This is a genomic window from Saccharopolyspora shandongensis (assembly GCF_900106995.1).
GTDB lineage: Bacteria > Actinomycetota > Actinomycetes > Mycobacteriales > Pseudonocardiaceae > Saccharopolyspora > Saccharopolyspora shandongensis.
The window spans coordinates 46181-67958 of sequence record NZ_FNOK01000001.1; the positions used below are offsets into that span (position 1 = coordinate 46181).

Annotated in this window: 24 protein-coding genes; 9 read left to right on the forward strand and 15 right to left on the reverse strand. The window is 71.7% G+C overall.

The window, feature by feature from the left end; all coding sequences use genetic code 11:
- Positions 1–83 precede the first annotated feature (83 nt).
- Both BLW84_RS00215 and BLW84_RS00220 read left to right on the forward strand, forming a co-directional pair.
- Entirely contained in the window at positions 84–659 is a 576-nt protein-coding gene (locus tag BLW84_RS00215) for a TetR/AcrR family transcriptional regulator (protein WP_093259916.1), read from the forward strand.
- Between the two features lie 68 nt (positions 660–727).
- On the forward strand, positions 728–1486 hold the full coding sequence (locus tag BLW84_RS00220) for an SDR family NAD(P)-dependent oxidoreductase (RefSeq protein WP_093259918.1): 759 nt from the start codon (positions 728–730) through the stop codon (positions 1484–1486).
- 62 nt (positions 1487–1548) lie between these two features.
- Here the strand turns inward: BLW84_RS00220 and BLW84_RS00225 are convergent, their stop codons facing one another.
- The gene (locus tag BLW84_RS00225) at positions 1549–1893 is read right to left on the reverse strand and encodes a HepT-like ribonuclease domain-containing protein (RefSeq protein WP_093259920.1); all 345 of its coding nucleotides are present in this window, start codon (positions 1891–1893) and stop codon (positions 1549–1551) included.
- Positions 1890–2408: a helix-turn-helix domain-containing protein gene (locus tag BLW84_RS00230; protein WP_177226185.1), complete on the reverse strand. Its 519-nt coding sequence runs from the start codon at positions 2406–2408 to the stop codon at positions 1890–1892. Before BLW84_RS00230 ends, BLW84_RS00225 begins: the two co-directional genes overlap by 4 nt.
- A gap of 144 nt (positions 2409–2552) precedes the next feature.
- Here BLW84_RS00230 and BLW84_RS00235 point away from each other — a divergent pair, with 144 nt between their 5' ends.
- From BLW84_RS00235 to BLW84_RS00250, 4 genes are all read left to right on the forward strand, one after another.
- On the forward strand, positions 2553–2783 hold the full coding sequence (locus BLW84_RS00235) for a hypothetical protein (protein ID WP_093259924.1): 231 nt from the start codon (positions 2553–2555) through the stop codon (positions 2781–2783).
- A 63-nt stretch (positions 2784–2846) separates the two neighbouring features.
- The gene (locus BLW84_RS00240; protein WP_093259926.1) at positions 2847–3128 is read left to right on the forward strand and encodes a metal-sensitive transcriptional regulator; all 282 of its coding nucleotides are present in this window, start codon (positions 2847–2849) and stop codon (positions 3126–3128) included.
- A gap of 26 nt (positions 3129–3154) precedes the next feature.
- Positions 3155–3514 carry a hypothetical protein gene (locus BLW84_RS00245; RefSeq protein WP_143060821.1) on the forward strand — a complete coding sequence of 120 codons (360 nt, stop codon included), beginning with the start codon at positions 3155–3157 and terminating at the stop codon, positions 3512–3514.
- Between the two features lie 80 nt (positions 3515–3594).
- On the forward strand, positions 3595–4215 hold the full coding sequence (locus tag BLW84_RS00250; RefSeq protein WP_093259930.1) for a DUF305 domain-containing protein: 621 nt from the start codon (positions 3595–3597) through the stop codon (positions 4213–4215).
- 82 nt (positions 4216–4297) lie between these two features.
- Here the strand turns inward: BLW84_RS00250 and BLW84_RS00255 are convergent, their stop codons facing one another.
- Positions 4298–4579, reverse strand: coding sequence for a metal-sensitive transcriptional regulator (locus tag BLW84_RS00255; protein WP_093259932.1), 282 nt, complete (start codon positions 4577–4579; stop codon positions 4298–4300).
- A gap of 499 nt (positions 4580–5078) precedes the next feature.
- Between BLW84_RS00255 and BLW84_RS00260 the strand changes: the two genes are divergently transcribed.
- Both BLW84_RS00260 and BLW84_RS00265 read left to right on the forward strand, forming a co-directional pair.
- Entirely contained in the window at positions 5079–6290 is a 1212-nt protein-coding gene (locus BLW84_RS00260; protein ID WP_245760842.1) for a multidrug effflux MFS transporter, read from the forward strand.
- A gap of 94 nt (positions 6291–6384) precedes the next feature.
- Positions 6385–7194 (forward strand): SAM-dependent methyltransferase, encoded by an 810-nt coding sequence (locus tag BLW84_RS00265; RefSeq protein ID WP_093259934.1) that lies wholly within the window; start codon positions 6385–6387, stop codon positions 7192–7194.
- On the opposite strand, the gene BLW84_RS00270 is transcribed toward BLW84_RS00265, so the two are convergent.
- The 5 genes from BLW84_RS00270 to BLW84_RS00290 are packed head-to-tail and all read right to left on the reverse strand — an operon-like array spanning position 7195 to position 12776.
- Positions 7195–8757: an N-acyl-D-amino-acid deacylase family protein gene (locus BLW84_RS00270; RefSeq protein ID WP_093259936.1), complete on the reverse strand. Its 1563-nt coding sequence runs from the start codon at positions 8755–8757 to the stop codon at positions 7195–7197.
- Positions 8758–8774: 17 nt separating this feature from the next.
- Positions 8775–10208: a Na+/H+ antiporter NhaC family protein gene (locus tag BLW84_RS00275; RefSeq protein WP_143060822.1), complete on the reverse strand. Its 1434-nt coding sequence runs from the start codon at positions 10206–10208 to the stop codon at positions 8775–8777.
- Positions 10205–11323, reverse strand: a complete 1119-nt coding sequence (gene menC / locus BLW84_RS00280; RefSeq protein WP_093259938.1) for an o-succinylbenzoate synthase — start codon at positions 11321–11323, stop codon at positions 10205–10207. The genes BLW84_RS00275 and menC overlap by 4 nt, the downstream gene beginning before the upstream one ends.
- Positions 11320–11994, reverse strand: coding sequence for a MurR/RpiR family transcriptional regulator (locus BLW84_RS00285; protein ID WP_093259940.1), 675 nt, complete (start codon positions 11992–11994; stop codon positions 11320–11322). Before BLW84_RS00285 ends, menC begins: the two co-directional genes overlap by 4 nt.
- Positions 11991–12776, reverse strand: coding sequence for a GNAT family N-acetyltransferase (locus BLW84_RS00290; RefSeq protein ID WP_093259942.1), 786 nt, complete (start codon positions 12774–12776; stop codon positions 11991–11993). The genes BLW84_RS00285 and BLW84_RS00290 overlap by 4 nt, the downstream gene beginning before the upstream one ends.
- Before the next feature lie 140 nt (positions 12777–12916).
- Here BLW84_RS00290 and BLW84_RS00295 point away from each other — a divergent pair, with 140 nt between their 5' ends.
- On the forward strand, positions 12917–14050 hold the full coding sequence (locus BLW84_RS00295) for a M20/M25/M40 family metallo-hydrolase (protein ID WP_245760843.1): 1134 nt from the start codon (positions 12917–12919) through the stop codon (positions 14048–14050).
- Positions 14051–14127: 77 nt separating this feature from the next.
- Here the strand turns inward: BLW84_RS00295 and BLW84_RS00300 are convergent, their stop codons facing one another.
- From BLW84_RS00300 to BLW84_RS00330, 7 genes are read right to left on the reverse strand one after another with little or no spacing between them, the layout of a single operon-like run.
- Positions 14128–14904, reverse strand: a complete 777-nt coding sequence (locus tag BLW84_RS00300) for an SDR family NAD(P)-dependent oxidoreductase (protein WP_093259944.1) — start codon at positions 14902–14904, stop codon at positions 14128–14130.
- A complete protein-coding gene (locus BLW84_RS00305) occupies positions 14901–15875 on the reverse strand; it encodes a DUF4432 family protein (RefSeq protein ID WP_093259947.1) in 975 nt (324 codons plus the stop codon). The genes BLW84_RS00300 and BLW84_RS00305 overlap by 4 nt, the downstream gene beginning before the upstream one ends.
- Positions 15865–16647, reverse strand: a complete 783-nt coding sequence (locus BLW84_RS00310) for an enoyl-CoA hydratase/isomerase family protein (protein ID WP_093259949.1) — start codon at positions 16645–16647, stop codon at positions 15865–15867. The genes BLW84_RS00305 and BLW84_RS00310 overlap by 11 nt, the downstream gene beginning before the upstream one ends.
- Positions 16644–17822, reverse strand: a complete 1179-nt coding sequence (locus BLW84_RS00315) for a CaiB/BaiF CoA transferase family protein (protein WP_093259951.1) — start codon at positions 17820–17822, stop codon at positions 16644–16646. The genes BLW84_RS00310 and BLW84_RS00315 overlap by 4 nt, the downstream gene beginning before the upstream one ends.
- A gap of 31 nt (positions 17823–17853) precedes the next feature.
- Complete coding sequence (locus BLW84_RS00320; RefSeq protein WP_218157170.1) at positions 17854–19239, reverse strand: class I adenylate-forming enzyme family protein; 1386 nt, start codon at positions 19237–19239, stop codon at positions 17854–17856.
- Positions 19236–20363, reverse strand: coding sequence for an ABC transporter substrate-binding protein (locus BLW84_RS00325; protein WP_093259954.1), 1128 nt, complete (start codon positions 20361–20363; stop codon positions 19236–19238). The genes BLW84_RS00320 and BLW84_RS00325 overlap by 4 nt, the downstream gene beginning before the upstream one ends.
- A complete protein-coding gene (locus tag BLW84_RS00330) occupies positions 20360–21724 on the reverse strand; it encodes a sugar porter family MFS transporter (protein WP_093259956.1) in 1365 nt (454 codons plus the stop codon). The genes BLW84_RS00325 and BLW84_RS00330 overlap by 4 nt, the downstream gene beginning before the upstream one ends.
- Between the last annotated feature and the right edge of the window lie 54 nt (positions 21725–21778).

Below are 21778 nucleotides of genomic sequence, written 5' to 3' on the forward strand. Positions count from 1 at the left end.
GCGGGCCGTCAATCGTCCCTTCCGGGCCCGGGATGGCAGGTCATATTTGACCGATCATTCTTGAATCGGGTAGCGTTCCGGCCGTGGCGAGGACCAAAGAATTCGATCCGGACGCGGTGCTCCAGCGCGCACTGGAGCTGTTCTGGGAGCGCGGGTACGAGGCGACCTCCATGGCGGATCTCGTCGCACACCTGGGGATCGCGCGGGCGAGCATCTACGCCACCTACGGCGGCAAGCGCGAGCTCTACCTGAAGGCCCTCGACCGGTATCTCCAGTCCCGGGATCCCAAGGTCGTGGAACGACTGTCGCAGCCGGGCCCGGCGCTGCCCGCGCTGCGCGAGCTGCTGGACTCCTACATCGCCGAGACGCTGGCCGACGGGCGCGGCTGCATGGTGGTCAACGCGGCGGTCGAGCTGGCGCCGCACGACCGTCAGGTGGCACGCGGCGTCCATTCCAGCTGGGACGTACTGGAAACCTCCCTGACCTCGGCGCTGACGCGGGCTCGCGCGCAGGGCGAAGTCCCGGAGAGCTGCGATCCCCGCGCCGCGGCGCGACTCATCCTGGTCGTGCTGCAGGGAATCCGGGTGCTCGGCCGGACCGACCCCGATCCCGGGCGCCTGCGCGACGCCGCCGAGCAGGTCATGGCCTCGCTCCACTGAAACCTCCGGACGCGCAGCGGTTTCGCGCGCCCGGATTCAAGACCGATCGATCCAAAAAGAAGGACATCATGACATCCCGCTTCACCGGCAAGGTCGCCCTCGTCACCGGCGGCGGCTCCGGAATCGGCCGGGCCACGGCCCTGGCCTTCGCGCGCGAAGGCGCCACCGTCGTAGTCGCCGGCCGCAACCCGGAGCCGCTGGCCGAGACGGTCGAGCTCATCGAGGCGTCGGGCGGCCAGGGCAGCGCGGTCACCGCCGACGTCTCGAACTCCGACGACGTCGCGCGCCTCGTCGCGACGGCGGTGGAACGCCACGGCGGCCTGCACGTGGCGTTCAACAACGCAGGCGTCCTCGCCGCCGGCCCGGTCGCCGACATCGACGAGCAGGACTGGGACAGGCAGCTGGCCATCAACGTCACCGGGGTCTGGCTGTCGATGAAGCACGAGATCGCCCACATGCGCGAGCACGGCGGCGGAGTCATCGTGAACACCGCCTCCAACCTCGGAGCGCACCGGCGACTCCCGGGAACCGGGGCGTACGCGGCGACCAAGGCGGCGGTGAGCGCGCTGACCCGCACGGCGGCGCTGGAGTACATCGGCGAGGGCATCCGGATCAACGCCATCAGCCCGGGCCCGATCGAAACAACCATGTCCCTGCTGCCGGGCGAAACCGAGGCGGACCGCGCGGAGCGGGCGAAGACGACGCAACCCATCGGCCGGGTGGGCACGCTGGCGGAAGCGGCCGCGGCGGTGCTCTGGCTGGCCGCCCCCGAATCCGGCTTCACGGTCGGCCACGACCTCGTCATCGACGGCGGCGCCAGCGCCTGACGCGGCACGGGCCGTCCGCCGGGCAGCTCATCGAGCCGCGGATCCGCAGCCTGGAGGCCCGCTCAGAACGTCCCCTGCGCGTTGACATGAGCGAGAAGCCGATCAGCCGCTGCTACCAGAGGCGGCAGGTCTTGCTCGATCGTCGACTGCAGGATCGAGTGGGCGGTGTCGAAGTACCGGTGGGCGAGATGGTTGCGCATCCCGGCCACGTCGGCCCACGGAATATCGGGTTCGCGCTTCAGCAGATCGGAGTCGATCGCCTTGACCGCTTCACCGATCTCGATGAGGCGAATCCGAGCGGCATCGAACACGAGACCGTCCTCCAGGCCACCCCGGCGAGTGTGATCCGCGATGGCGGCTGCAGCCGCCAGGATGTCTTCGAGGCGCTTGTCGTCTCGACGGCTCATAGCTCGATCGCCTCCGCCATGACCTCGTCGCGAATCGCCGGCTTCAGCGACGAAGCCGGCACCACGTCCACATCGACGCCGAGCAACTCCGCTAGCTCCCTTTGCAGCCCCGCCAGCGACACGAGGCCAACCCCGTCGTCCAGATCGACGAGCAGGTCGATGTCGCTGGCCGTGTTGTCCTGACCTCGCGCGACGCTGCCGAACACGCGCACGTTGTGCGCTCCTCGGCGATCCGCCATTCCGAGCACGGCGCGACGATTCCGGCGCAACCGCCGCCCAAGCCTGGTATCGGGGAGACCGAGGCAGTTCGCCGGCGGGGAAACCAGCTCGATCGAAAGCGCGTGCCCAGTGGCTTCGATGAGCTTCACCAGCATATGAAGACCCGGTTCACGGCGGTCGGCCTCGTAAGCACTGATCACAGACTGGGCAACCCCGGAACGCCGGGCCAGATCGGTTTGCGACAACCGGGCCTGACGGCGGGCTTCTCGAATCATTTCTCCGGGACTTGCCCTCATGAGGTCATCCTATCACGCATTGACTATGAGATCGTCGCCTTCACCCAGCCCAGTCGATGCTCCCCGAGCTCACGCGGGGCACGGCCGGACATATCGGGCCGCCTACACTCGCGGGGGGCGGTCGTCTGCAGGAAGGTTCCCGGAGTGATCAACAAGAGTCGGCTCAGCGTGCTGCTGGTGCGCACCGCGCTTTTCTTCGTCGCCGCCGTGGTGCTCGGCTTCATCTACGAGTGGCCGTCGTTCGCCGTCATCGCCGCCGTGATGACCGGCGCCGCCACGCTGGTGCAGCTCGGCGGGGTGCTGTGGCTGCGGCGCACCGAGCGCCGCGACCCGGAGTCCGCCAAGGATCCGGTCAGGACCGACGGCTTCCTCTGATGCCGCCTTGCCACCATTACCCCCTGGGGGTATAACGGAGGCGAGGATCCCGAGGAGGTCGCGATGCACGGCTACACCCAGAACAAGGACGACTACGCCAAGCGACTGCGCCGTATCGAGGGCCAGGTGCGCGGCCTGGCCCGGATGATCGACAACGACGAGTACTGCATCGACGTGCTGACCCAGGTCTCGGCGACCACCAAGGCCCTGCAGGCGGTGGCCCTGGGACTGTTGGACGAGCACCTCCAGCACTGCGTCGCCGAGGCGGTGGCCGACGGCGGCGGGCAGGCCGACGAGAAGATCCGCGAGGCCAGCGACGCGATCGCCCGGCTCGTCAGGTCCTGAAACCCAGCCCGGGTATGGTTGGCGTCGTGCAGGTGCGTTCCGGGCTGGTGCGATGGGGACTACTGGTGGTCCTCGCGCTCGGCGTCGTGCTGATGCACCACGTGCCCGCGCAGCACCACCAGTCACACCCGTCGGCCTCGATGGCCATGCATTCCGCGACGCCCACCGAGCACAGCGAACCGCCCGCAGCGCCGGACCACGGCCTGCTGCACCTGTGCCTGGCGATCGCTGCCGGGTTCATCGCGCTCCTGCTCCCCCTCCTGCACCGCATCGCCAGCGCCTCGGCGGAGAACCCGAAGCCACTCGCGATAACGGCGTTCACCCTCTTCCGCCCGCCGACCCCGGTACCCCGGCGGTTAGCGGTGTTGTGCGTGCTTCGGCGCTGATCGGCAGTTGAGCGGCCACGGATCCACGTGGCCTGCTTTCGCACGCCCTTTTTCAGCTCACGAAAGACGAGGACAACACCATGAAGCGCACGCGCGTGCTCACCGCTGCCATCGGCGCGGTCGCGGCGGCGGCCGTCCTGGCCGGCTGCGGCGGCGGTGACGACATGAGCAACATGCCCGGCCACTCGGCGCCGACCAGCGCCACCCAGCCCGGGGCCAGCCCGCAGGCGGCGAACAACGCCGCCGACGTCACGTTCGCGCAGGGCATGATCCCGCACCACGAGCAGGCGATCGAGATGTCGCGCCTGGCACCGGAGCGGGCCCAGTCCGAGGAGGTCAAGAACCTCGCCCGGCAGATCGAAGCCGCGCAGGGCCCGGAGATCCAGACGCTCACCGGCTGGCTGCGCGACTGGGGCGCCCCGGCATCCATGCCCGGCATGGACCACGGCGCCATGGGTCACGGCGACATGGGCGGCATGATGTCGGGCACCGAGATGCAGCAGCTCGAACAGGCCCGCGGCGCGGAGTTCGACCGGCAGTTCCTGACGCTGATGATCAAGCACCACGAGGGCGCGGTCACCATGGCCCGCACCGAGCTCGACAGCGGTCAGTTCCCGGCCGCGAAGCAGATGGCGCAGCAGATCATCGAGACCCAGCAAGCCGAGATCGACACCATGCGCGGTCTGCTCTCCCAGGGCTGACCACTCGAAGCGAGGGGCACCCGCGACCCGGTCGCGGGTGCCCCTCGCCCACCACTCGACTTCGGCGCGGCGGCGGCTCGGGTCAGGACTTGACCAGCCGCGCGATCGCCTCGCTCGCCTCGCGCACCTTCTCGTCGGCGTTCTTCCCGCCCTCGGACAGCGCCTCGGCGACGCAGTGCTTGAGGTGCTCGTCCAGCAGCCGCAGCGACACCGCCTGCAGACCCTTGGTGGCCGCGGAGATCTGCGTGAGGATGTCGATGCAGTACTTGTCCTCCTCGATCATCCGGGCCAGGCCGCGGACCTGCCCCTCGATGCGCGCCAGGCGCTTCAGGTAGTTGTCCTTGTCCCCGGTGTATCCGTGCATCGCCGCTCCCATCGCCGCCGGTCCGGACTAGAGAGTACCCCCGACCGGTAGTGGAGCGGACGCCTCGACGAGACCGTCCACTGTGCACACTCGACCCGTTGGCCGGGTACGCGATCGATCAAGTGACTCTTGCTCGATCAACCCTTCCCGGATGTCGGTTTCGCGCGAAATCGGCGCCGGAGCGCCCCCGCATTATGACACCGTTTCGCCCCTGGAAATTCATTTGACATTTTTCCCAATCGCATTTCCGTCCACAATGGATATTTAGCCACGTTAACATAAATCGGTCGAAATCCGGCACAGGACAACGACTTCTGCACTGATCACGACCGATGTAGCCCGCATCACAGTGAATTCGTCGCGACAGCGGGAACAAATGGATCGGCGTGATCGCTGAAGCCCGCGTCAGATTCCCCAAAATCTTCCGCGGTGAATTCGAAAGGCAATGATGGACAACGTTGCGGTGCAGAGCCCACCGGAGGCACACCGTGCGCGCCCGGTGACCGAAGAGCCGACCGGATTCGAGCGATTCCGGGTGATCCTCGTGCTGGGGGCGCTCATCGCCCTCGGCCCCCTGACCATCGACATGTACCTGCCGGCACTGCCGGCGATCGGCAACGACCTGCAGGCCTCCGCATCCACCGTGCAGCTCACCCTCACCGGCACGCTGCTCGGGCTCGGCCTCGGCCAGCTGCTGATCGGGCCGTTCTCCGACATCGTCGGCCGGCGAATCCCGCTGATCGCGGGCACTGCCGTGCACATCGTGGCGTCGGTGGCCTGCCTCTTCGCGCCGAACGTGGCGGTCCTGGGCGTCCTGCGCGCGCTCCAGGGCGTCGGTGCGGCCGCCACGATGGTCGTCGCGCTGGCCGTGGTGCGCGACCTGTTCTCCGGGCGCGCCGCGGCCACCGCGATGTCCCGCCTGATGCTGGTGATGGGCGTGGCGCCGATCCTCGCGCCGACGCTGGGCGGCGCCATCCTGCTGGCCGGGTCGTGGCGCGGCGTGTTCGGCGCGCTGGCGATCATCGGCGCGGGCCTGCTGGCCGTCGCCGTGTTCGCGCTGAAGGAGACGCTGCCGCCGGAGCGCCGCCAGGTCGCGCAGTTCCGGCCGGTGCTGCGCACCTACCGGACGCTGCTCACCGACCGCGACTTCGTGCTGCTGGCGATCGTTGCGGCGCTGGCGATGTCGGCGCTGTTCTCCTACATCTCCGGTTCGTCGTTCGTGCTGCAAGAGCAGTTCGGCCTGAACCAGCAGGCGTTCGGGCTGGTCTTCGGCGTCGGCGCGGTGGCGCTCATCGGGGCGTCCCAGTTCAACGTCGTGCTGCTCAACCGGTACACGCCGAAGCAGATCGTCACCGGCGCGCTGATGGCCGCGACCGTCGCCGGCCTGGTGCTCACAGCGCTGACCACCACCGGGACCGGCGGGCTGTACGGGTTCATCGTGCCGCTGTGGCTGGTGCTGGGCGCGATGGGCTTCGTGCTGCCGAACGCCCCGGCGCTCGCGCTGTCCCGGCACGGCGAGGCCGCCGGGACAGCCGCCGCGCTGCTCGGCGCCGGGCAGTTCGGCCTCGGCGCGCTGATCGCGCCGCTGGTCGGCGTCCTCGGCAACGACGGCCCGGCGATGGCGATCACCATGACCGGCGGCGCGGCGGTCGCCCTGGTGGCCCTCGGCGTGGTGGTCAAGCTCGACCGGGGCGCCGAAGCCGTGGCGTGATCTCCGCGGCCGCCCTTGGAGACAGGACATAACGGACGGGGCTAGCATCACGGCTGGGCGATGGGAGTCATCACCCAGCCGTGAGGAGGACCGGATGCCGCAGACGCCGACCGAACCGGAGAGCATCGATCTCGAGAAGCCCAACGCGGCTCGGGTCTACGACTACTACCTCGGCGGCAACCACAACTTCGCGATCGACCGCCAGATGGCCGAGGAGGCCATCCGGATGTGGCCGGAGCTGCCGCTGATCATGCAGGCCAACCGCGCGTTCCTGCGGCGGGCCGTCCAGCACTGCGCGGACCAGGGCATCCGCCAGTTCCTCGACCTCGGTTCGGGCATCCCGACGGTCGGCAACGTGCACGAGGTCGCCCAGCAGGCGGCGCCGGGCTCCCAGGTGGTCTACGTGGACACCGATCCGGTCGCGGTGGCCTACAGCAAGAACTTGCTGCGGGACAACCCGAATGCCTCGATCATCCGCGCGGACCTGCGCGACCCGGGGGCGGTGCTCGACTCCCCCGAGGTCGCCGAACAGCTCGACCTCAGCCGGCCGGTGGCGCTGATGATGGTCGCGGTGCTGCACTTCGTCGGCGACGAGGCCCGGCCGTACGAGATCGTCGCCAGGTACCGGGACGCGCTCGCGCCCGGCAGCTTCCTGGTCCTCTCGCACGCGGCCCCCGAGGGCCGGCCCGACGTGGCGTCGTCCCACGAAGACCTCTACCGCCAGCGCACGGCGACCCCGATGACCATGCGCCACAAGGCCGACGTCAAGGCGTTCTTCGCGGGCTTCGACCTGCTGGAGCCGGGCGTCGTGCCGCTGCCGCTGTGGCGTCCGGCCGCCGAGGCGGACGTCGACGAGCACCCTGAGCGCTTCACCGGCCTCGCCGGCGTCGGCCGCAAGCCCTGATCACTCCGGCGACAGCACCGCTCCGCCGCGACGGCCGGTCGCACTGCCGTCGAGCAGCGCCGGCACGCCGTTGACCAGCACCGTCGAACAGCCCGTCGCCAGTCGCCACGGCTGCTCGAAGGTGGAGTTGTCGATGATCGCATCGGGATCGAACACGGCGATGTCGGCGGCCTTGCCCGCCGCCAGCACGCCCCGGTCGGTCAGCCGGGCGCGGGAGGCGGGCAGGGCGGTCATCTTCCGCACCGCCTCCTCGACGGTCAGCACCCCGCGCTCGCGCACATAGCGCCCGAGCACCCGCGCGTACGTGCCGAAGCTGCGCGGGTGCGGACGGCCCTCGCCCCGCTCGGTCAGGGTCCAGCCGTCGCTGGCCACCGACACCTGCGGATGCCGGAGCACCGTTTCGACGTCCGCCTCGCTCATCGCGTGATTCACGATCGCCACGTTCGCCGCGTGCTCCTCCAGCACCCGCAGCGCCGCCTCGGCGGGATCGGTGCCCGCTCGCCGGCCGATCTCCGCGATCGACAACCCCATGTGCGGGCTTTCCGCGCCGATCGGCAGGTCGGCGATGATCACGCCTTCCGGATCGATGTCGCGGCCGAACCTCGCGCGCAGCTCGGCGGCGATGCGCTCGCGGACGGCGGCGTCGGCGAGCCGCACCAGGAGCGCGTCCTTGCCGCCGTCGACCGCCCACGCCGACAGCCGGGACACCAGCGAGGTGCTGGAGGCGGTGTACGGGTAGACGTCGGCGGCGACGTCCACGCCCCGCCCGCGTGCCGCATCGATGAGCGCGAGGGCTTCGGCGACCTTGCCGTGGTTCTCCGGCCCCATCGCCTTGAGGTGCGAGATCTCCAGCCGCGCACCGGAAAGCTCCGCGGCCTTGATCGCTTCGCGCACCGCGTCGAGCAACGTCGCCGCCTCGTTGCGCATGTGCGTCGAGTACAGCAGGCCGGCCGATGCCGCCGCGGCGACCAGCGCGCGCACCTCGGCGGCGTCGGCGAACACCCCCGGCGCGTAGATCAGGCCGGTGGAGAAGCCCACGACTCCTTGCCGCGCGGCGGTTTTCACCAGCTCGCACATCCGTGCCAGCTCGTCCTCGTCCGGTGCGCGGTCGACGTCGCCGAGCACCGCGAGGCGCACCGCGTTGTGCCCGACCTGGAGCCCGACATTGAGGGCCGCGCCGTCGACGATCTCGCGGAAACCGGCCGCGTCGCGCCAGTTCCAGCTCAGCGCGCGGTCGTCGATGATGCTCGCCCGGCGGATCAGGCCCAGGTCGGTGAACGGGAACGGCGAGTGCCCGCAGTTGCCGGTGATCAGCGTCGTGACGCCCTGGTGGATCTGCGTGGCGGCGCCGGGATGTCCTTCGAGGGTGTAGTCGGCGTGCGAGTGCAGGTCGATGAAACCCGGCGCGACGACCTGCCCGGTGGCGTCGATCTCCCGCTTCCCGGCCAGCTTCTCGGTGCTGACCTCGGCGATCCGGTCGCCGACGACGCCCACGTTGCCGCGCCGGCGCGGCGCGCCGGTCCCATCGACGAGGTCACCGCCGTTGATCACGATGTCGAACATGGGGAAACCTCTCCCGGTCAGCTGGTTTCGAAGAACAGGATCGCGGCGTACATCAGGCAGCACGGCACGAGCAGCGCGAAGCCGGTCAGCAGCGTGTTCTTCAGGTTGGTGGAACGCGCCAGGCTCATCGCGCTGACCATGTTGGCGTTGGGGAACGGCCCGTAGGTGTCCGCCTTGGACGCGAACAGCAGCACCACGACCCAGGCGCCGGTGGTGACGCCGACGCTGGCCGCGAGCTCGCCGAAGACCTTGTCCAGCAACACCACCTGCGCGGCGGTGGCGCCGGGCACGCCGACCCAGCCGAGCGCGGCGATCACCAACGCGAACACGAACGGCGGCAGGCCCCGCAGGTCGGCGCCGTAGGTGTCGAGGACGACCTGGAACGGCTGCAGCTCGTCGATCGCGGCGAACAGCACCGCCAGCAGCCAGAACAGCAGGAACACGTTCACCAGCCGCGCCGCGCCCCGGTACATCTGGGTGGCGATCTCCACCGGTCCGAGCCCGCCGGCCAGCCCGGCCACGATGCCCAGCACCGGCAGCGCGAGCAGCGGGAAGGTGGTGCCCGCGCCCGAGACGATCGCGTACGCGACGCTGGCGACCAGGACGATGCCGAACGCAGCGGTCGCGCGACCGCTGCCACGCACCGGCTTCTCGTCGGTGGCCCCGAGATCGGCGGCGTCGTACTCGTCGCCGGTGCCCTCGGTGCGCCGCTGCATCCACGGCACGATCAGCAGCCCGGCGACCAGCGACAGCACCGCCAGCGGCCCCGCCCCGTACAGCAGGTACTGCAGGTAGCCGACCTCGGCCGCGCTCATGATGGCGACGTTGGAGCCGGCGAACGGCGCGAGCGCGAGGCCCGCGCAGCCGCCGATGAACATCATCGAGGCGGTCGCGGAGCGGGTGAAGCCGAGCCGGGCGACGATCGGCAGCAGCAGCGGGGCGGCGATGGCCAGCGCACCGGCGAGGGTGCCGAGGCTCGCGACGAGGATGAGGCAGGAGACCATCACGCCGAGCGTCGCGGCGGTGCGGCTGCGGTCGCCGACCACGCGCATCACGCCGCGCACGATGGTCGCCGCGATGCCGGTGCTGCGCAGGATCTCGCCGACCCCGGCGCCGAGCATGATCACCAGGCCGATCACGGTGACCTGCTCGCCGAGGGATTCGCCGAGCAGCTCGCCGACCGCGGCGGGCGTAGGCAGCATGATCAGCAGCGCGGAGATCACCGCCACGACGGTCGCCACGATGATGTCCATGCCGATGAGCGCGAGCACCGCGTAGAGCACGATCGGCACCAGGCCCCACAGCGTCGGCGCCTGCGCGAACGGCCCGACGGCCGCGGACAGCACGAGCCCGGCGATGGCGCTGCAGGTGATGGTCAGGGAGCGGACGCGGGACCGTCCGGCGGGGGCGTCCGCGCCCGGCGAGGCGTCGGCACTGTCCACATTGCTCATGAGGACTGCTTTCTGTGGGTCTGGTGGCTGTGCTGGGCGATGAAGTCCTCGTCGACTTCGACGCCGAGCCCCGGGGTGGTGGGCACGGCGACGGCCCCGTGCCGCGCGACCAGCGGCGGGAACACCACGTCGCGGGCGTAGTACTTGTCGGACGCCGAAACGTCCGATGGCAGCGTGAAACCGGGCAGGCTGGACAGCGCGACGTTGGCGATGCGGCCGATGCCGAACTCGTGCATCCCGCCGCACCACACCGGCCAGCCCGCGTCGCGGGCCAGGTCGTGCGCGGCGACCGCAGTGGTCAGCCCGCCCATCCGGGACGCCTTGATGTTGAGGATGCGCCCGGCCCGCAGCGAGATCGCGGTGCGCAGATCGTCCAGCGTGTCGACGGATTCGTCAAGGCACACCGGGGTTTCGATGGTCTCCTGCAACTGCGCGGACGGCAGCAGCGCGCGCGGCGCGAAGGGCTGCTCGATCATGGCGAGCTCGAAGTGGTCCAGCTCGCGCAGCAGCGACCGGTGTTCCGGGATGTCGAGGTAGGCGCCGTTGGCGTCGACGTGCAGGTTCAGCGCCGGGAACGCGGCGCGGACCTGCTTCACCGGCTCGACGTCCCAGCCCGGCGCGATCTTCAGCTTCACCCGCGGATACCCGGCGTCGACCTGCCGCTGCACCTGTTCCAGCAGTTCGTCGATGGTGCGCTCGATGCCCAGCGACACCCCGGCCACCACGGTTTCCCGTTCGCCGCCAAGCGCTTTCGCGAGCGGTACGCCCTGCAACCGGCTCCACAGCGCCCATCCGGCGGCGTCGACACCGGCGGCGGCGAATCGGTGCCCGCGCACCTTCCCGTAGAGCTCGCCGAGCCGGCCCGGGTGCTCGACCTCGCGGCCGAGGATGGCGGGCAGCAGGTACTCGGTGGCGATCAGCCAGCTGGTCTCGACGGTGTCGGGCGCGTAGAACGGGTCGGACGGCGAGGCGATCTCGCCCCAGCCCACCGCGCCGGTCTCGTCGGTGAGCCGCACCAGGACGTGCTCCAGGTGGTCCTTGCGGTGCGAGCTGGTCTGGAAGCTGTGCTTCAGCGGAAGCCGAACGCGGTGCAGCGTCGCGCTGTCGATCTTCACGGGTTCTCCGATTCGGGGTTGTCGGCCTCGTCCAGGTAGATGCCCAGGGAGCGGGAGAAGCGGTCCCGCTCGCCGAGACGGCGTTGGGCGCCCTTGGCGCTCGCGGTGGTCAGGGTGGCCAGCACGTGCGCGACGGCGGCGACGGCGGTCGGCGAGTCCGAATAGGACGCGCTCTCGGTGGGCACGACGATCACCGCGTCGGCGACGGCGGACAGCGGCGCGTCCTCGGCGTCGGTGACCACCACCAGCGCGCCGCCGGCGGCGGCGAACTGGCGGGCCACCTCGATGCTTTCGCGGCGGTAGCGGCGCAGCGAGAAGACGACCAGCACGTCGCTGGAGCGCACCTCGGTCAGCACGTCGATGGCCTGCACGATCCGGCCGTCGATGGTGGTCACGTTCGACAGCGACGCGCCCAGGTCGGCGGCCAGCAGGCACGCGTAGCCGAAGGACTTGCCCGCGCCCAGGATGAACCGGCGGCGGGCGCCGACCACCAGCGCGGCGGCCCGCTCCACCGATCCGTCGTGGCCGATCGACGCCATCGCCGCGTCCAGCGACCGGATCTCCTGCTCGACCACGCGCTGTTGCAAGACGGCCGCCGAGCGGCGCTGCACCCGCGCGTCGAAGCGCTGGCGGGGGCTGGCGAGGTCGCGGTTGGCGTTGCGGGCGGTCACGTTCGGCTCCGATCGTCGGTCGGTGGGGCGAACCAGTAAACCGAGGTCTCCGCCGAGACCGGACGGCAGGACCGGGCGACGAGCCCGCGCGCCAGGAACTCGTGGAAACCCGCCCGCACCGCGGCGCGCACGGCGGCGTCCTCGGCCGGGTCCAGCAGCGTCGGATCGGTCGGCAGCGCGAGCCACCCGTGCGCGCCCCGCTGCTGCCCGCGGCCCCAGTCGGCGCGGGTGACGGGCGGGTTCGGGCCGGGCGGCGCGGCCGGGGCGGGCGGCCGTTCGAGATCCCACTCGACGACCACCCGGTCCGAGCGCTCGTGCAGGTAGAAGTCGTCGACGTACCAGCGGCCGGACGCGCCGAGGACGTCCAGGTTGAAGTGCGCGTTGCGGGAGATCAGCGGGTCGTAGGACCAGCGCATGAAGCGCATGCCGGTGTCGCGCGCGACGGCCGCCTGCGCCTGCTTCAGCCGGCGGCCCAGCCCGAGGCCCTGGCTCTCCGGCGCGACGACCGCGGCCTGCGAGTAGTGGTACATGCCTTCTTCGTCGCCGCCCCGCATCCCGTAGGCGAAGCCGAGCAGGGTGCCGTCGGCGGCGACGGCACCGACGGCGGAGCCGCCGTTGCGCAGCAGCCCGGTCAGCAGCGGCGGGCTCAGCCCGACGTCGGGATTCCGGTAGCCGAAGACGCGCCGGTACAGCGCGGCGGCCTGCCGCTGCAGCTCGGCGGTGTCCAGGTTCTGCACGACGAAGTCGCCGGCCAGGACAGCCGATTCCGGTCCGCGCCCCACGACTCCTCCTCGCCCGGCGCATCGGGATGAACACCCGCAGCGACCGAACATATGAAACGTAACTTGGACAAGATGAGTCGCTTAGTCCTTTTTGTCAACAGGGTTGTCTCGCCGGATCTCAAGTTATACGTTCCGTATCCGTGACTGATGCGTTGATCGATGCCCGGCCCGCCGACGCCGCGCGGATGCGCGACCGGCTGCACCGCTACGTCCGGCTGGAGACGCCGAGCGGCCATGCGCCCGCGCTCGACGCCCTGCTCGACCTGCTGGAGCAGCGCTACGCCGAGCTCGGTGCCCGCACCGAACGACACGCGCACGCCACCGGCGCGAACCTGCTCGCGCACTTCCCCGGCACCGGCGGCAGGCAGGGCGAACGGCCGATCCTGTGCCTGGGGCACCACGACACGGTGTGGCCGGCCGGCGCGCTCGACGGCGCGGTGCCGTGGCTGGAGCGCGACGGCCGGATCCACGGGCCGGGCGTCTACGACATGAAGGGCGGGCTCGTCGTCTTCGAGACCGCCGTGGAAATGCTTGCCCGGGCCGCCCACCGGCCGATCACGATGATCGTGGTGGCCGACGAGGAGGTCGGCTCGCCATCGGCGCGCGAACTGATCGCCGAGCACTGCGCGGACGCGGTGGCGGCGCTCGGCTTCGAGCCGCCGCACCCGGACGGCGCGGTGAAGACCGCCCGCTGGGGCAGCACCCGCGCGCGCATCCGCGTGACCGGCCGGGAATCGCACGCGGCGCTGGCGCCGGAGGACGGCGCGTCGGCGATCGAGGAGCTGATCGACCAGCTGCTGGCCGTGCGCCGGATCGCGGCGGCGCACCCGGACATGCTGTGCAACGTCGGCACCATCGCCGGCGGCGGCCGGACCAACGTGGTCCCGGGCGAGGCATGGTGCGAGATCGGCATGCGCTTCACCGACACCTCGACCGAACGCGCCGTGCTGGCGGCCCTGCGGGACCTGAGCCCGATCCGCCCCGGCGCCACCGTCACCGCAGAGATCCTCACCAGCCGTCCGGTGTGGACGGATCCGGGGCCCGGCGAACTCGCCGAAACGCTGGCCCGCGCGGCACGAGCGGTCGGGCAGGAGGCCTCGGGCCGCCCGGCCGCGGGAGCGGCGGACACCAATCTGACGGGATCCCTCGGCGTTCCCAGCCTCGACGGCCTCGGCCCGGTCGGCCGCGGCGCCCACGCCCCGGACGAGCAGATCGTCGCGGCCTCCCTACCGGAGCGAGCAGCCCTCGTGGCCTCGCTGCTCGCCCACCTGTGACCTGCGGGGTGTGCAGTTTCAATTGAAACTGCACACCCCACCCGCGAGGCGCACGTCCACAGCAGGACGGCGCCGCGTCAGACGGCGAGGCGGGCCGTGAGGCCGCCGTCGACGAGGAGGGTCGTGCCGGTGATCGCGCTGGCCTCCGGGGACGCCAGGAAGGCGATCGCCGACGCCACCTCCGCCGGCTCGATCACCCGGCCGATCAGGTGCTGGGCGCCCCACTCCGCGAACGCCCGCTCGGTGTCGCCGCCGGCGAACTGGCGGGCGCTGTCCTCCAGCATCGCCGTGCGCACCGAGCCCGGCGCCACGCAGTTGACCCGGATGCCGTCCGGGCCGTGGTCGATCGCCATCGTCTTCGTCAGCGCCACCAGCCCCGCCTTGCTCGCCGAGTAGCTGGCCACCAGCGGCTGGCTGGCGAACGCCTGCGCCGAGGAGACCGACACGATCGCTCCGCCGCCGCGCGTGCGCATCACCGGGATCACGTGCTTGGCCAGCAGGAACAGGCCCCGGACGTTGGTCTCCACGACCGCGTCCCAGTCGGCCTCCGGGGAGTCCACCACCTGGCCGTACTTCACGATTCCCGCGCACTGCACCAGCACGTCGATCCCGCCGAGCCCATCGGCCACCGCGCGCACCGCCGACTCCACCGAGCCCGCGTCGCGGATGTCGCACGCCACCGCCGTCGCGGTGCCGCCGGCGGCGGCGATCTCCGCCGCCACCCGGGCCGCCGCGGCGCCGTCGAGGTCGGTCACGCCGACCGCCGCGCCGCGTTCGGCCAGCAGCCGCGCCGTCGCCGCGCCGATTCCGCTGCCCGCGCCCGAAACCAGCGCGGCCTTGCCGTCGAACGTCATCGGTCGTCTCCTTCGAACGTGATCCGGCCGGTCAGGTCCGTGCCGGTGACCGGGCGGGGGTCGTGGTGCACCGCCAGGCACACCTCGGTGGCCACCGACTCGCGCGGGCCGATCTCGACGAGGTTCCCGCCGGTCGCCCTCGCGTGCTCGACGCCGCCCGCCGGGATCGTCGAGGCGGGCTCGGCCGCGAACACGTATTCCGTGCGGTACCAGGGCAATCCGGGTGTCGCACGGCCTTCGAACCACAGCCAGGCGTTCGGCAGCACGTCGCCGTTCCAGGCCATGGCCACGCCGAGGTCGCCGTCGGCGCTGGTGATCGACACCCAGTGCTCGGTGAAGTCCTCGAAGTAGGCGAGCGCGGCCTGCCCGGGGCCGCCGGGTGGCAGCGTCGAGAGCGCCGGGACGGGCCACGCGAGGGTCGCGCCGGGCTCCATGCCGGACGTCGGATCGACCGCGAGCTTCTGCGCGCCCGCCGCGATCCGCGTCCCCGGCGTCACCAGCGGCGCGCCGAAGGCCGGGTGGTGCACGATCGTCACCGAGACCGGGTCGGGGCTTTCGTTGTGGAACTCGTCCGCCACCCGCAGCACCGGTCCGGCCAGCTCGACGCGGCGGCGGATCCGCAGCGGCGCCTGGCTCAACCGCACCGAGAGCACCGCGGAGTCCGAAGTGGACTCCGCGACCCGCCAGCGCAGCAGGCACGCCTCGCCGTGGAAGCCCCAGGTGCCGCCCGCGACGTTCGACGCATCGCCTGCGTTCGGGCACACCAGCTGCCACCCGCCCTGGTACAGCGCCTGCCACGACTGGCGGGATTCCGGTGCCCACGGCCCGGGCTGGGCCGAATCCGCCCACGGCGTGCGGTAGAGCAGCTGCGCGCCGGTTCGGGCATCGGTCAGCGCGGTGATGTCCGCGCCCCGGTCGGGCGTCAACCGCACCGCCAGGTGGTCGTTTCGCAGTTCGAGGTCAGTGGCCACGGAACACCGCCGATCGCTTCTCCAGGAATGCCGCTACGCCTTCCCGTGCATCATCGGTGGTGTAGAGCCAGGACAACACCTGCTGTTCGCGGGTCAGCGCGGCGGCCAGCCCGGTCTCCAGCCCGTCGTCGACCAGCCGCTTGCCCTCCCGCACCGCCAGCGGCGCCTGCCCGGCGATCGTCGTCGCCAGCTCCACCGCGCGCGGGACCAGCTCGTCCGGTTCCACCAGCGCCGTGAGCAGGCCGAGGCGGTGCGCCTCGTCGGGCTTCACCCGCCGACCGGTGAGCACCAGTTCCTTCGTGACGCGTGCCCCGACCGCCCGGGCCAGCCGCACCGTGCCGCCGCCACCGGGCAGCAGGCCGAGCGACACCTCCGGCAACCCGAACCGGGCCGCGGTGGAGGCGACGATGAAGTCGCAGCACAGCGCCACCTCGAAGCCGCCGCCGAGCGCGTAGCCGTTGACCGCCGCGATCGTCGGCTGCGGCAGCGCCGCGAGCTGGTCGAACACGCCGCGCGAGAGCTTCTGGTAGTCGTCGAAGGCGGTGCGGCCGACGCCGGAGTACTCGTTGATGTCCGCGCCGGCGATGAACCCGCGCCCGGTGCCGGTGAGCACCAGCACCCGCACCTCGTCGTCGGAGCGAAGGCGCGCGAGGTACTCGCCCAGCGCCTCGACCATGCCCCGCGACAGCGCGCCGAGCGCGCTTTCCCGGTCGATGCGCAGCACGGCGACGCCGTCCTGCCGCGTTTCCACCAGGTTCTCGTGCACCTTCATGCCACGGCTCCGTCCGCGCGCAGCTGCTCGATCTGCTCGGCGCTGAGCACCTCGCCGAGGACGTCGCTGGTGTGCTCCCCCACCGCCGGCGGCGCGTAGCGCAGCTGCCACGGCGTTTCCGACAGCCGGATCGGGCAGCCGATCAGCTCGATGTCCCCGGCCTTCGCGTGCCGGGTGCGCACGATCAGGTCCGAGCCGTCGGCCCGCAGCTCGTCCACCGCTTCCTTCGTGCTGCGCACCCGCGCGCACCACACGCCCGCGGGCAGCAGCGCGTCCAGCCAGTCCTGCGTGGGCCGCTGCGCGGTGCGGGCTTCCAGGGTCCGCTTGACCTCGTCGCGGTCCGTCCAGGCGTCCAGCTCCGCGACCTGCGGCACGCCGAACAGCGGGCCGACCACGTCCAGCGGTGCCATCGCCACGGCCAGCCAGCCGTCCGCGGTGCGGTAGATCCCGAACGGCGCGTCCAGCCACGCCTGGCCGACGCCTTCGGCCGAGCGCGCGAACTCCGCGCCCTGGTTGACTATCGACGAGATCTCCTGGCACTGCAGGGAGATCGCCGTCGAGTAGAGGTCCACCTCGACGCGCTGGCCGACGCCGTGACGCAGCCGGGCCACCAGGGCGGCGAGGATGCCGTTGGCCAGGTTCAGCGCGGTGGCCGCGTCGACGATCGCGGTGCCGGCCGGGGTCGGCGGGTCACCCGCCCGGCCGCCGTTGGCGGCGAGCCCGGACATCGACTGGATCAGCAGGTCCTGGCCGGGCCGGTTCTCCCTGGCGTAGCGGGTGTCCTGGCCCCAGCCGGAGCCGGAGCAGTAGATGATGTCCGGCTTCACGCGGCGGAAGTCCTCGAAGCCGAGGCCGCGGCGGGCCAGCACGCCGGGCCGGAAGTTCTCCACCACCACGTCGCAGGTCTTGCCGATCTCCAGCAGCGCGTCGCGCACCGCGTCGGAGCGCAGGTCCACCGCGACCGACCGCTTGTTGCGGTTCATCGCCAGGAACGCCGCCGAGTCGCCGCCGACGAGCTCGCCCTGCAGGTGCAGGCCGCGCTCCCACTCGCCGTCGAGCCGCTCGACCTTGATGACGTCGGCGCCGAGGTCGGCCAGCAGCTGGGTGCCGTAGGGGCCGAGCATCATCTGGGTGAAGTCGAGGACGCGGATCCCCTGCAATGCCTGCTCCGGCATGACTTTCGCACCTGCCTTTCGGGTTTCGGGGTCAGCTGAAGGCGGCGCGGAGCCGCTTGCGGTCGGGCTTGCCGGTGCTGGTCTGCGGCAGCTCGGGCAGGAACACGACGCGCCGGGGCTTCTTGTACCCGGCGAGCCGGCTCGCACAGGCCCGCCGAACGTCCTCTTCGGACAGTTCGCTTCCGGGCCCGCGGACCACGACGGCGGAAACGGCCTCGCCCCAGCGCGCGTCCGGGACGCCGAGCACGGCGACCTCGGCGACGCCGTCCAGCACGGCGATGGCCTGCTCGACCTCCGCCGGGTGGACGTTGAAGCCGCCGGTCACGATCAGCTCGCTGCGCCGCCCGGCCAGGTGGACGCGCCCGGCGGCGTCGAGGCGGCCGAGGTCGCCGGTGCGGAACCAGCCGTCCCGCAGCGGCTCGCCGCCCCAGTAGCCGGGCATGATCTGCGGCCCGCGAACGGCGATCTCACCGTCCACGATGGACAAGTCCACCGAGTCGACCGGCCGCCCGATGGAGGAGAGCACCTGCGGGTCGCCGGTGGCGTGGTCAGCCGCGGACAGCACAGTCAGCGGCGCGAGCGCTTCGCTCAGGCCGTAGAACTGGTACAGCACCGTCCCGAGCGCCTCCTGCGCGCGGCGCATCACCGGGACCGAGATCGGGGCCGCGCCGTAGACGACGGCGCGCAGGCTCGTCGGCCGGTCGACGGCCTCGGCGAGCCGTTCGAGCATGGTCGGCACGAGCGTCACGGCGGTCACCCGGTGCCGCTCGATCGCCGCGACCGCCTCGACGGCGTCGAACCTGGCCAGCGGCACCGCCGCCGCGCCCGCCAGGGTGTAGGCGGAGCCGACGGAGCCGCTGAAGTGGCTCATCGGCGCGACGTGCAGCACGACGTCGTCCGGCCCGATGGGCGGCAGTTCCTGCCACATCGCCTCCACCATCGCGACCCACGCGCCGCTGGTCACCCGCGCGCCCTTGGGCCGTCCCGTGCTGCCCGAGGTGTACATCAGCGCGGCGAGGTCGTCCGAATCGCGGCGCGGCTCGAAGTCGTCGGCCGGGCCGGAGAACAGCTCCGCTCCCGGCGCGATCGCCCGGTGCCCCGGCACATCGAGCTCGGTCACGATCGCGGCGGCAGCGCAGTCGTCGGCGATCGCGGCGATCTCGGCCGGGTGCAACCGGGTGCTCACCGCGACGCGCACGAATCCGCCCAGCCACAGCGCGTGTTCCAGCGCCAGCACCTCCGGCCGGTTGTCCAGCGCGATCAGCACCCGATCGCCCGGCCGCAGGCCGAGCCGCCGCAACGCCGTCGCCGCGGCCCGGGCCTGCGCGCCCAGGTCGCCGAAGGTCAGCGCGCCGACGGCGGGGCGCGCCGCGAAGGTCCGGTGCGCGGCGGCGACCAGCTCGGCGAGCGTCGTCACGGCTCCAGCTCCGCGTACGTCGCCGCGCAGACCTCGTTGAACCGGCGCACGATCTCCCCGGCCGTCGTCCCGCGCCGCACCAGCGGGTGGATCTCCTCGGCCGCCCGGCGGTGCACCACGGGGTAAGCGATGTGCCGGGGCCGCACGAAGGCCCGGTCCAGCGTCCGCAGCGTCGCCGAGTAGAACCCGCCCGATGCCGCGTCCACCGCCGGATCGGTCCACGCAGCCCGGTTGCCCGGCTGGCCGCCCGCCGCCGCGTACTCGCCGCGCTGGCACTCCGGGCTCACGACGTGCGACAGGAACCGCGCCGCCGCAACGGGTTCCGCGCACTTCGCCGAGATCGCCAGGCCGACGCCGCCGAGCAGCGACCCGGCCGGCGCGCCGTCCGGCGATGGGATGTCGGCGAAGCGGACCGCGTGGTCGCGCGCGTAGTTCACGTAGCCGAACACCATCGGCGAGTAGGCCACGTCGCCGGCGGACATCGCGGTCAGCGCCTCGATCGGGTCGAGGTCCAGCGACCGCGCGTCGACCAGCGCCAGCAGGCCCAGCAGCCGCTCGGCCGCGGGCACCGCCACCTCCGGGTCGAGCCCGGCCCGGTCGAGCCAGCCGCTCCCCCCGATCTGCGAGCACAGCGTCAGCAGGCCGCAGATCAAATGCGTCGGGTTCGCGGGCAGCAGCGCCCGGTGGCGGGGTAGCTCCTTCAGGCAGGCCGTCACGTCTTCCCAGGACGTCGGCGCGCTGTCGAGCGCTTCGGGGCGGTAGGCCGAAACCTGGGCCGCGGCGTCCATCGCCACCGCCCACTGGCTGCCGGCCCAGGTGTAGCTCGCGAAGCTCGGGCCGGTGCTGTTCGCCCGCTGCTGCGCCAGGAACGACTCCGGGAGCAGCTCTTCCAGCGGCACCAAGGCGGAACCGGCGTGCGCCTGGCCGACGTACGGGTGGTCCATCGCGATCAGGTCGTAGCGGGCGGCCAGCTCGACGATCGGCACGTCCTCGAACTCCCGCAGCGACCGCGAATCCCAGCTGACCCGCACCCCGGGATGCCGACGCGCGTACGCGGCCGAAACCTCCCGCAGGCAGCCGACGCCGCGCTGGTGGCCCCACGCCATGCCGCGCAACACCGTCATCGGGCGGCCTCCTCGCGAGCCTCGGAGATCTCCTCCAGCGAACGCCCCTTCGTCTCCGGCACCAGCCGCACGCAGAACACCGTCGCCGCCGCGCAGACCACCGCGAAGATCCAGAACGTGGCGGTGGCCCCGGCGCCCTCGATGAGCAGCGGGAAGGTCAGCGCCACCACGAAGTTCGCCAGCCAGTGCGCCATCGTGGCCATGCCGACCGCCGCGCCGCGCACCTTCAGCGGGTAGATCTCGGCGATCAGCACCCACAGGATCGCGCCGACGCCGAAGGCGAAGCAGCCGATGTAGGCGGCCATGCAGACCAGCGCGAACCAGCCGACCAGGCCGCTCTGGCTCGGCATCAGGTAGACCAGGCCGAGCGCGGCCATGCTCACGCCCATCCCGGCGAACGCGGCGATCACCATCGGCCGCCGCCCGAGCCGGTCGATCAGCAGCATCGCGACCACCGTCATCAGCACGTTGATCAGACCGACGCCGACCTGCGCGAGGATCGACCCGGACGTGCCGAAGCCGGAGGTCTCCAGCACCGACGGCGCGAAGTAGATGATCGTGTTCACGCCTGCGATCTGCGAGAACACCGCCAGCCCGATGCCCACCACCAGCATCGGCCGCAGCGCCGGATCACGCAGCACGCCGCGCGCCGAGCGGTTCTGCCGGTCGCGCTCGTCGGCGGCGGCGATCTCGGCGAGTTCGGCGGCGACGTCGGCCTTGCCGTGGATGGACCGCAGCACGTCCTCGGCCCGCGCCGGGAACCCGCGGCTGACGAGGTTGCGCGGCGTCTCCGGCAGCACCGCCATGCCCGCGGCCAGCAGCACGGCGGGCACAATGGCCAGCCCGAGCATCCACCGCCAGCCCTCGATGGGCGCGAACAGGAAACCGACGGCGTAGGACACCACGATGCCGATGGTGATCATCAGCTGATTGCTGTTGACCAGCGCGCCGCGCCGGTCGGCGGGCACCATCTCGGCGATGTAGAGCGGCACGACCGCGGAGGCCGGGCCGATGGCCAGGCCGAGCACGAAGCGGCCGAGCACCAGGACGGTCGCGTCCGGCGCGAGCCCGGCGATCAGAGCGCCCACGGCGAAGATGCCCGCGGTGACCAGCAGGACGGTCCGCCGCCCGAACCGGTCTGCCAGTCGCCCGGACACGAGCGCGCCGATGGTCGCGCCCACCAGCAGCGAGCTGACCACCACGCCCTCCATCAGGGCGGACAGGCCGAACTCGGTGCGGATGAACAGCAGCCCACCGGAGATGACCCCGGTGTCGTAGCCGAACAGCAGACCGCCGATCGCGGCCACCGCCGCGACGGTGCCGACGGATCTCCGCGCGGCGGGATCGTTGGAAGACCTCATCGTCCCGATCTCCTCAGGGCGTCCGGAGTAATCAGTAAATCGTTTTACCGTGCC

What these genes read in the sequence shown, in the direction of transcription:
- BLW84_RS00220 (WP_093259918.1), top strand. Translation starts at nt 728, where the DNA reads ATGACATCCCGCTTCACCGGCAAGGTCGCCCTCGTCACCGGCGGCGGC.
- BLW84_RS00225 (WP_093259920.1), bottom strand. Translation starts at nt 1,893, where the DNA reads ATGAGCCGTCGAGACGACAAGCGCCTCGAAGACATCCTGGCGGCTGCA.
- BLW84_RS00230 (WP_177226185.1), bottom strand. Translation starts at nt 2,408, where the DNA reads ATGAGGGCAAGTCCCGGAGAAATGATTCGAGAAGCCCGCCGTCAGGCC.
- BLW84_RS00240 (WP_093259926.1), top strand. Translation starts at nt 2,847, where the DNA reads ATGCACGGCTACACCCAGAACAAGGACGACTACGCCAAGCGACTGCGC.
- BLW84_RS00250 (WP_093259930.1), top strand. Translation starts at nt 3,595, where the DNA reads ATGAAGCGCACGCGCGTGCTCACCGCTGCCATCGGCGCGGTCGCGGCG.
- BLW84_RS00255 (WP_093259932.1), bottom strand. Translation starts at nt 4,579, where the DNA reads ATGCACGGATACACCGGGGACAAGGACAACTACCTGAAGCGCCTGGCG.
- BLW84_RS00265 (WP_093259934.1), top strand. Translation starts at nt 6,385, where the DNA reads ATGCCGCAGACGCCGACCGAACCGGAGAGCATCGATCTCGAGAAGCCC.
- BLW84_RS00270 (WP_093259936.1), bottom strand. Translation starts at nt 8,757, where the DNA reads ATGTTCGACATCGTGATCAACGGCGGTGACCTCGTCGATGGGACCGGC.
- BLW84_RS00275 (WP_143060822.1), bottom strand. Translation starts at nt 10,208, where the DNA reads ATGAGCAATGTGGACAGTGCCGACGCCTCGCCGGGCGCGGACGCCCCC.
- BLW84_RS00300 (WP_093259944.1), bottom strand. Translation starts at nt 14,904, where the DNA reads ATGACGTTCGACGGCAAGGCCGCGCTGGTTTCGGGCGCGGGCAGCGGA.
- BLW84_RS00310 (WP_093259949.1), bottom strand. Translation starts at nt 16,647, where the DNA reads ATGAAGGTGCACGAGAACCTGGTGGAAACGCGGCAGGACGGCGTCGCC.
- BLW84_RS00315 (WP_093259951.1), bottom strand. Translation starts at nt 17,822, where the DNA reads ATGCCGGAGCAGGCATTGCAGGGGATCCGCGTCCTCGACTTCACCCAG.
- BLW84_RS00325 (WP_093259954.1), bottom strand. Translation starts at nt 20,363, where the DNA reads ATGACGGTGTTGCGCGGCATGGCGTGGGGCCACCAGCGCGGCGTCGGC.
- BLW84_RS00330 (WP_093259956.1), bottom strand. Translation starts at nt 21,724, where the DNA reads ATGAGGTCTTCCAACGATCCCGCCGCGCGGAGATCCGTCGGCACCGTC.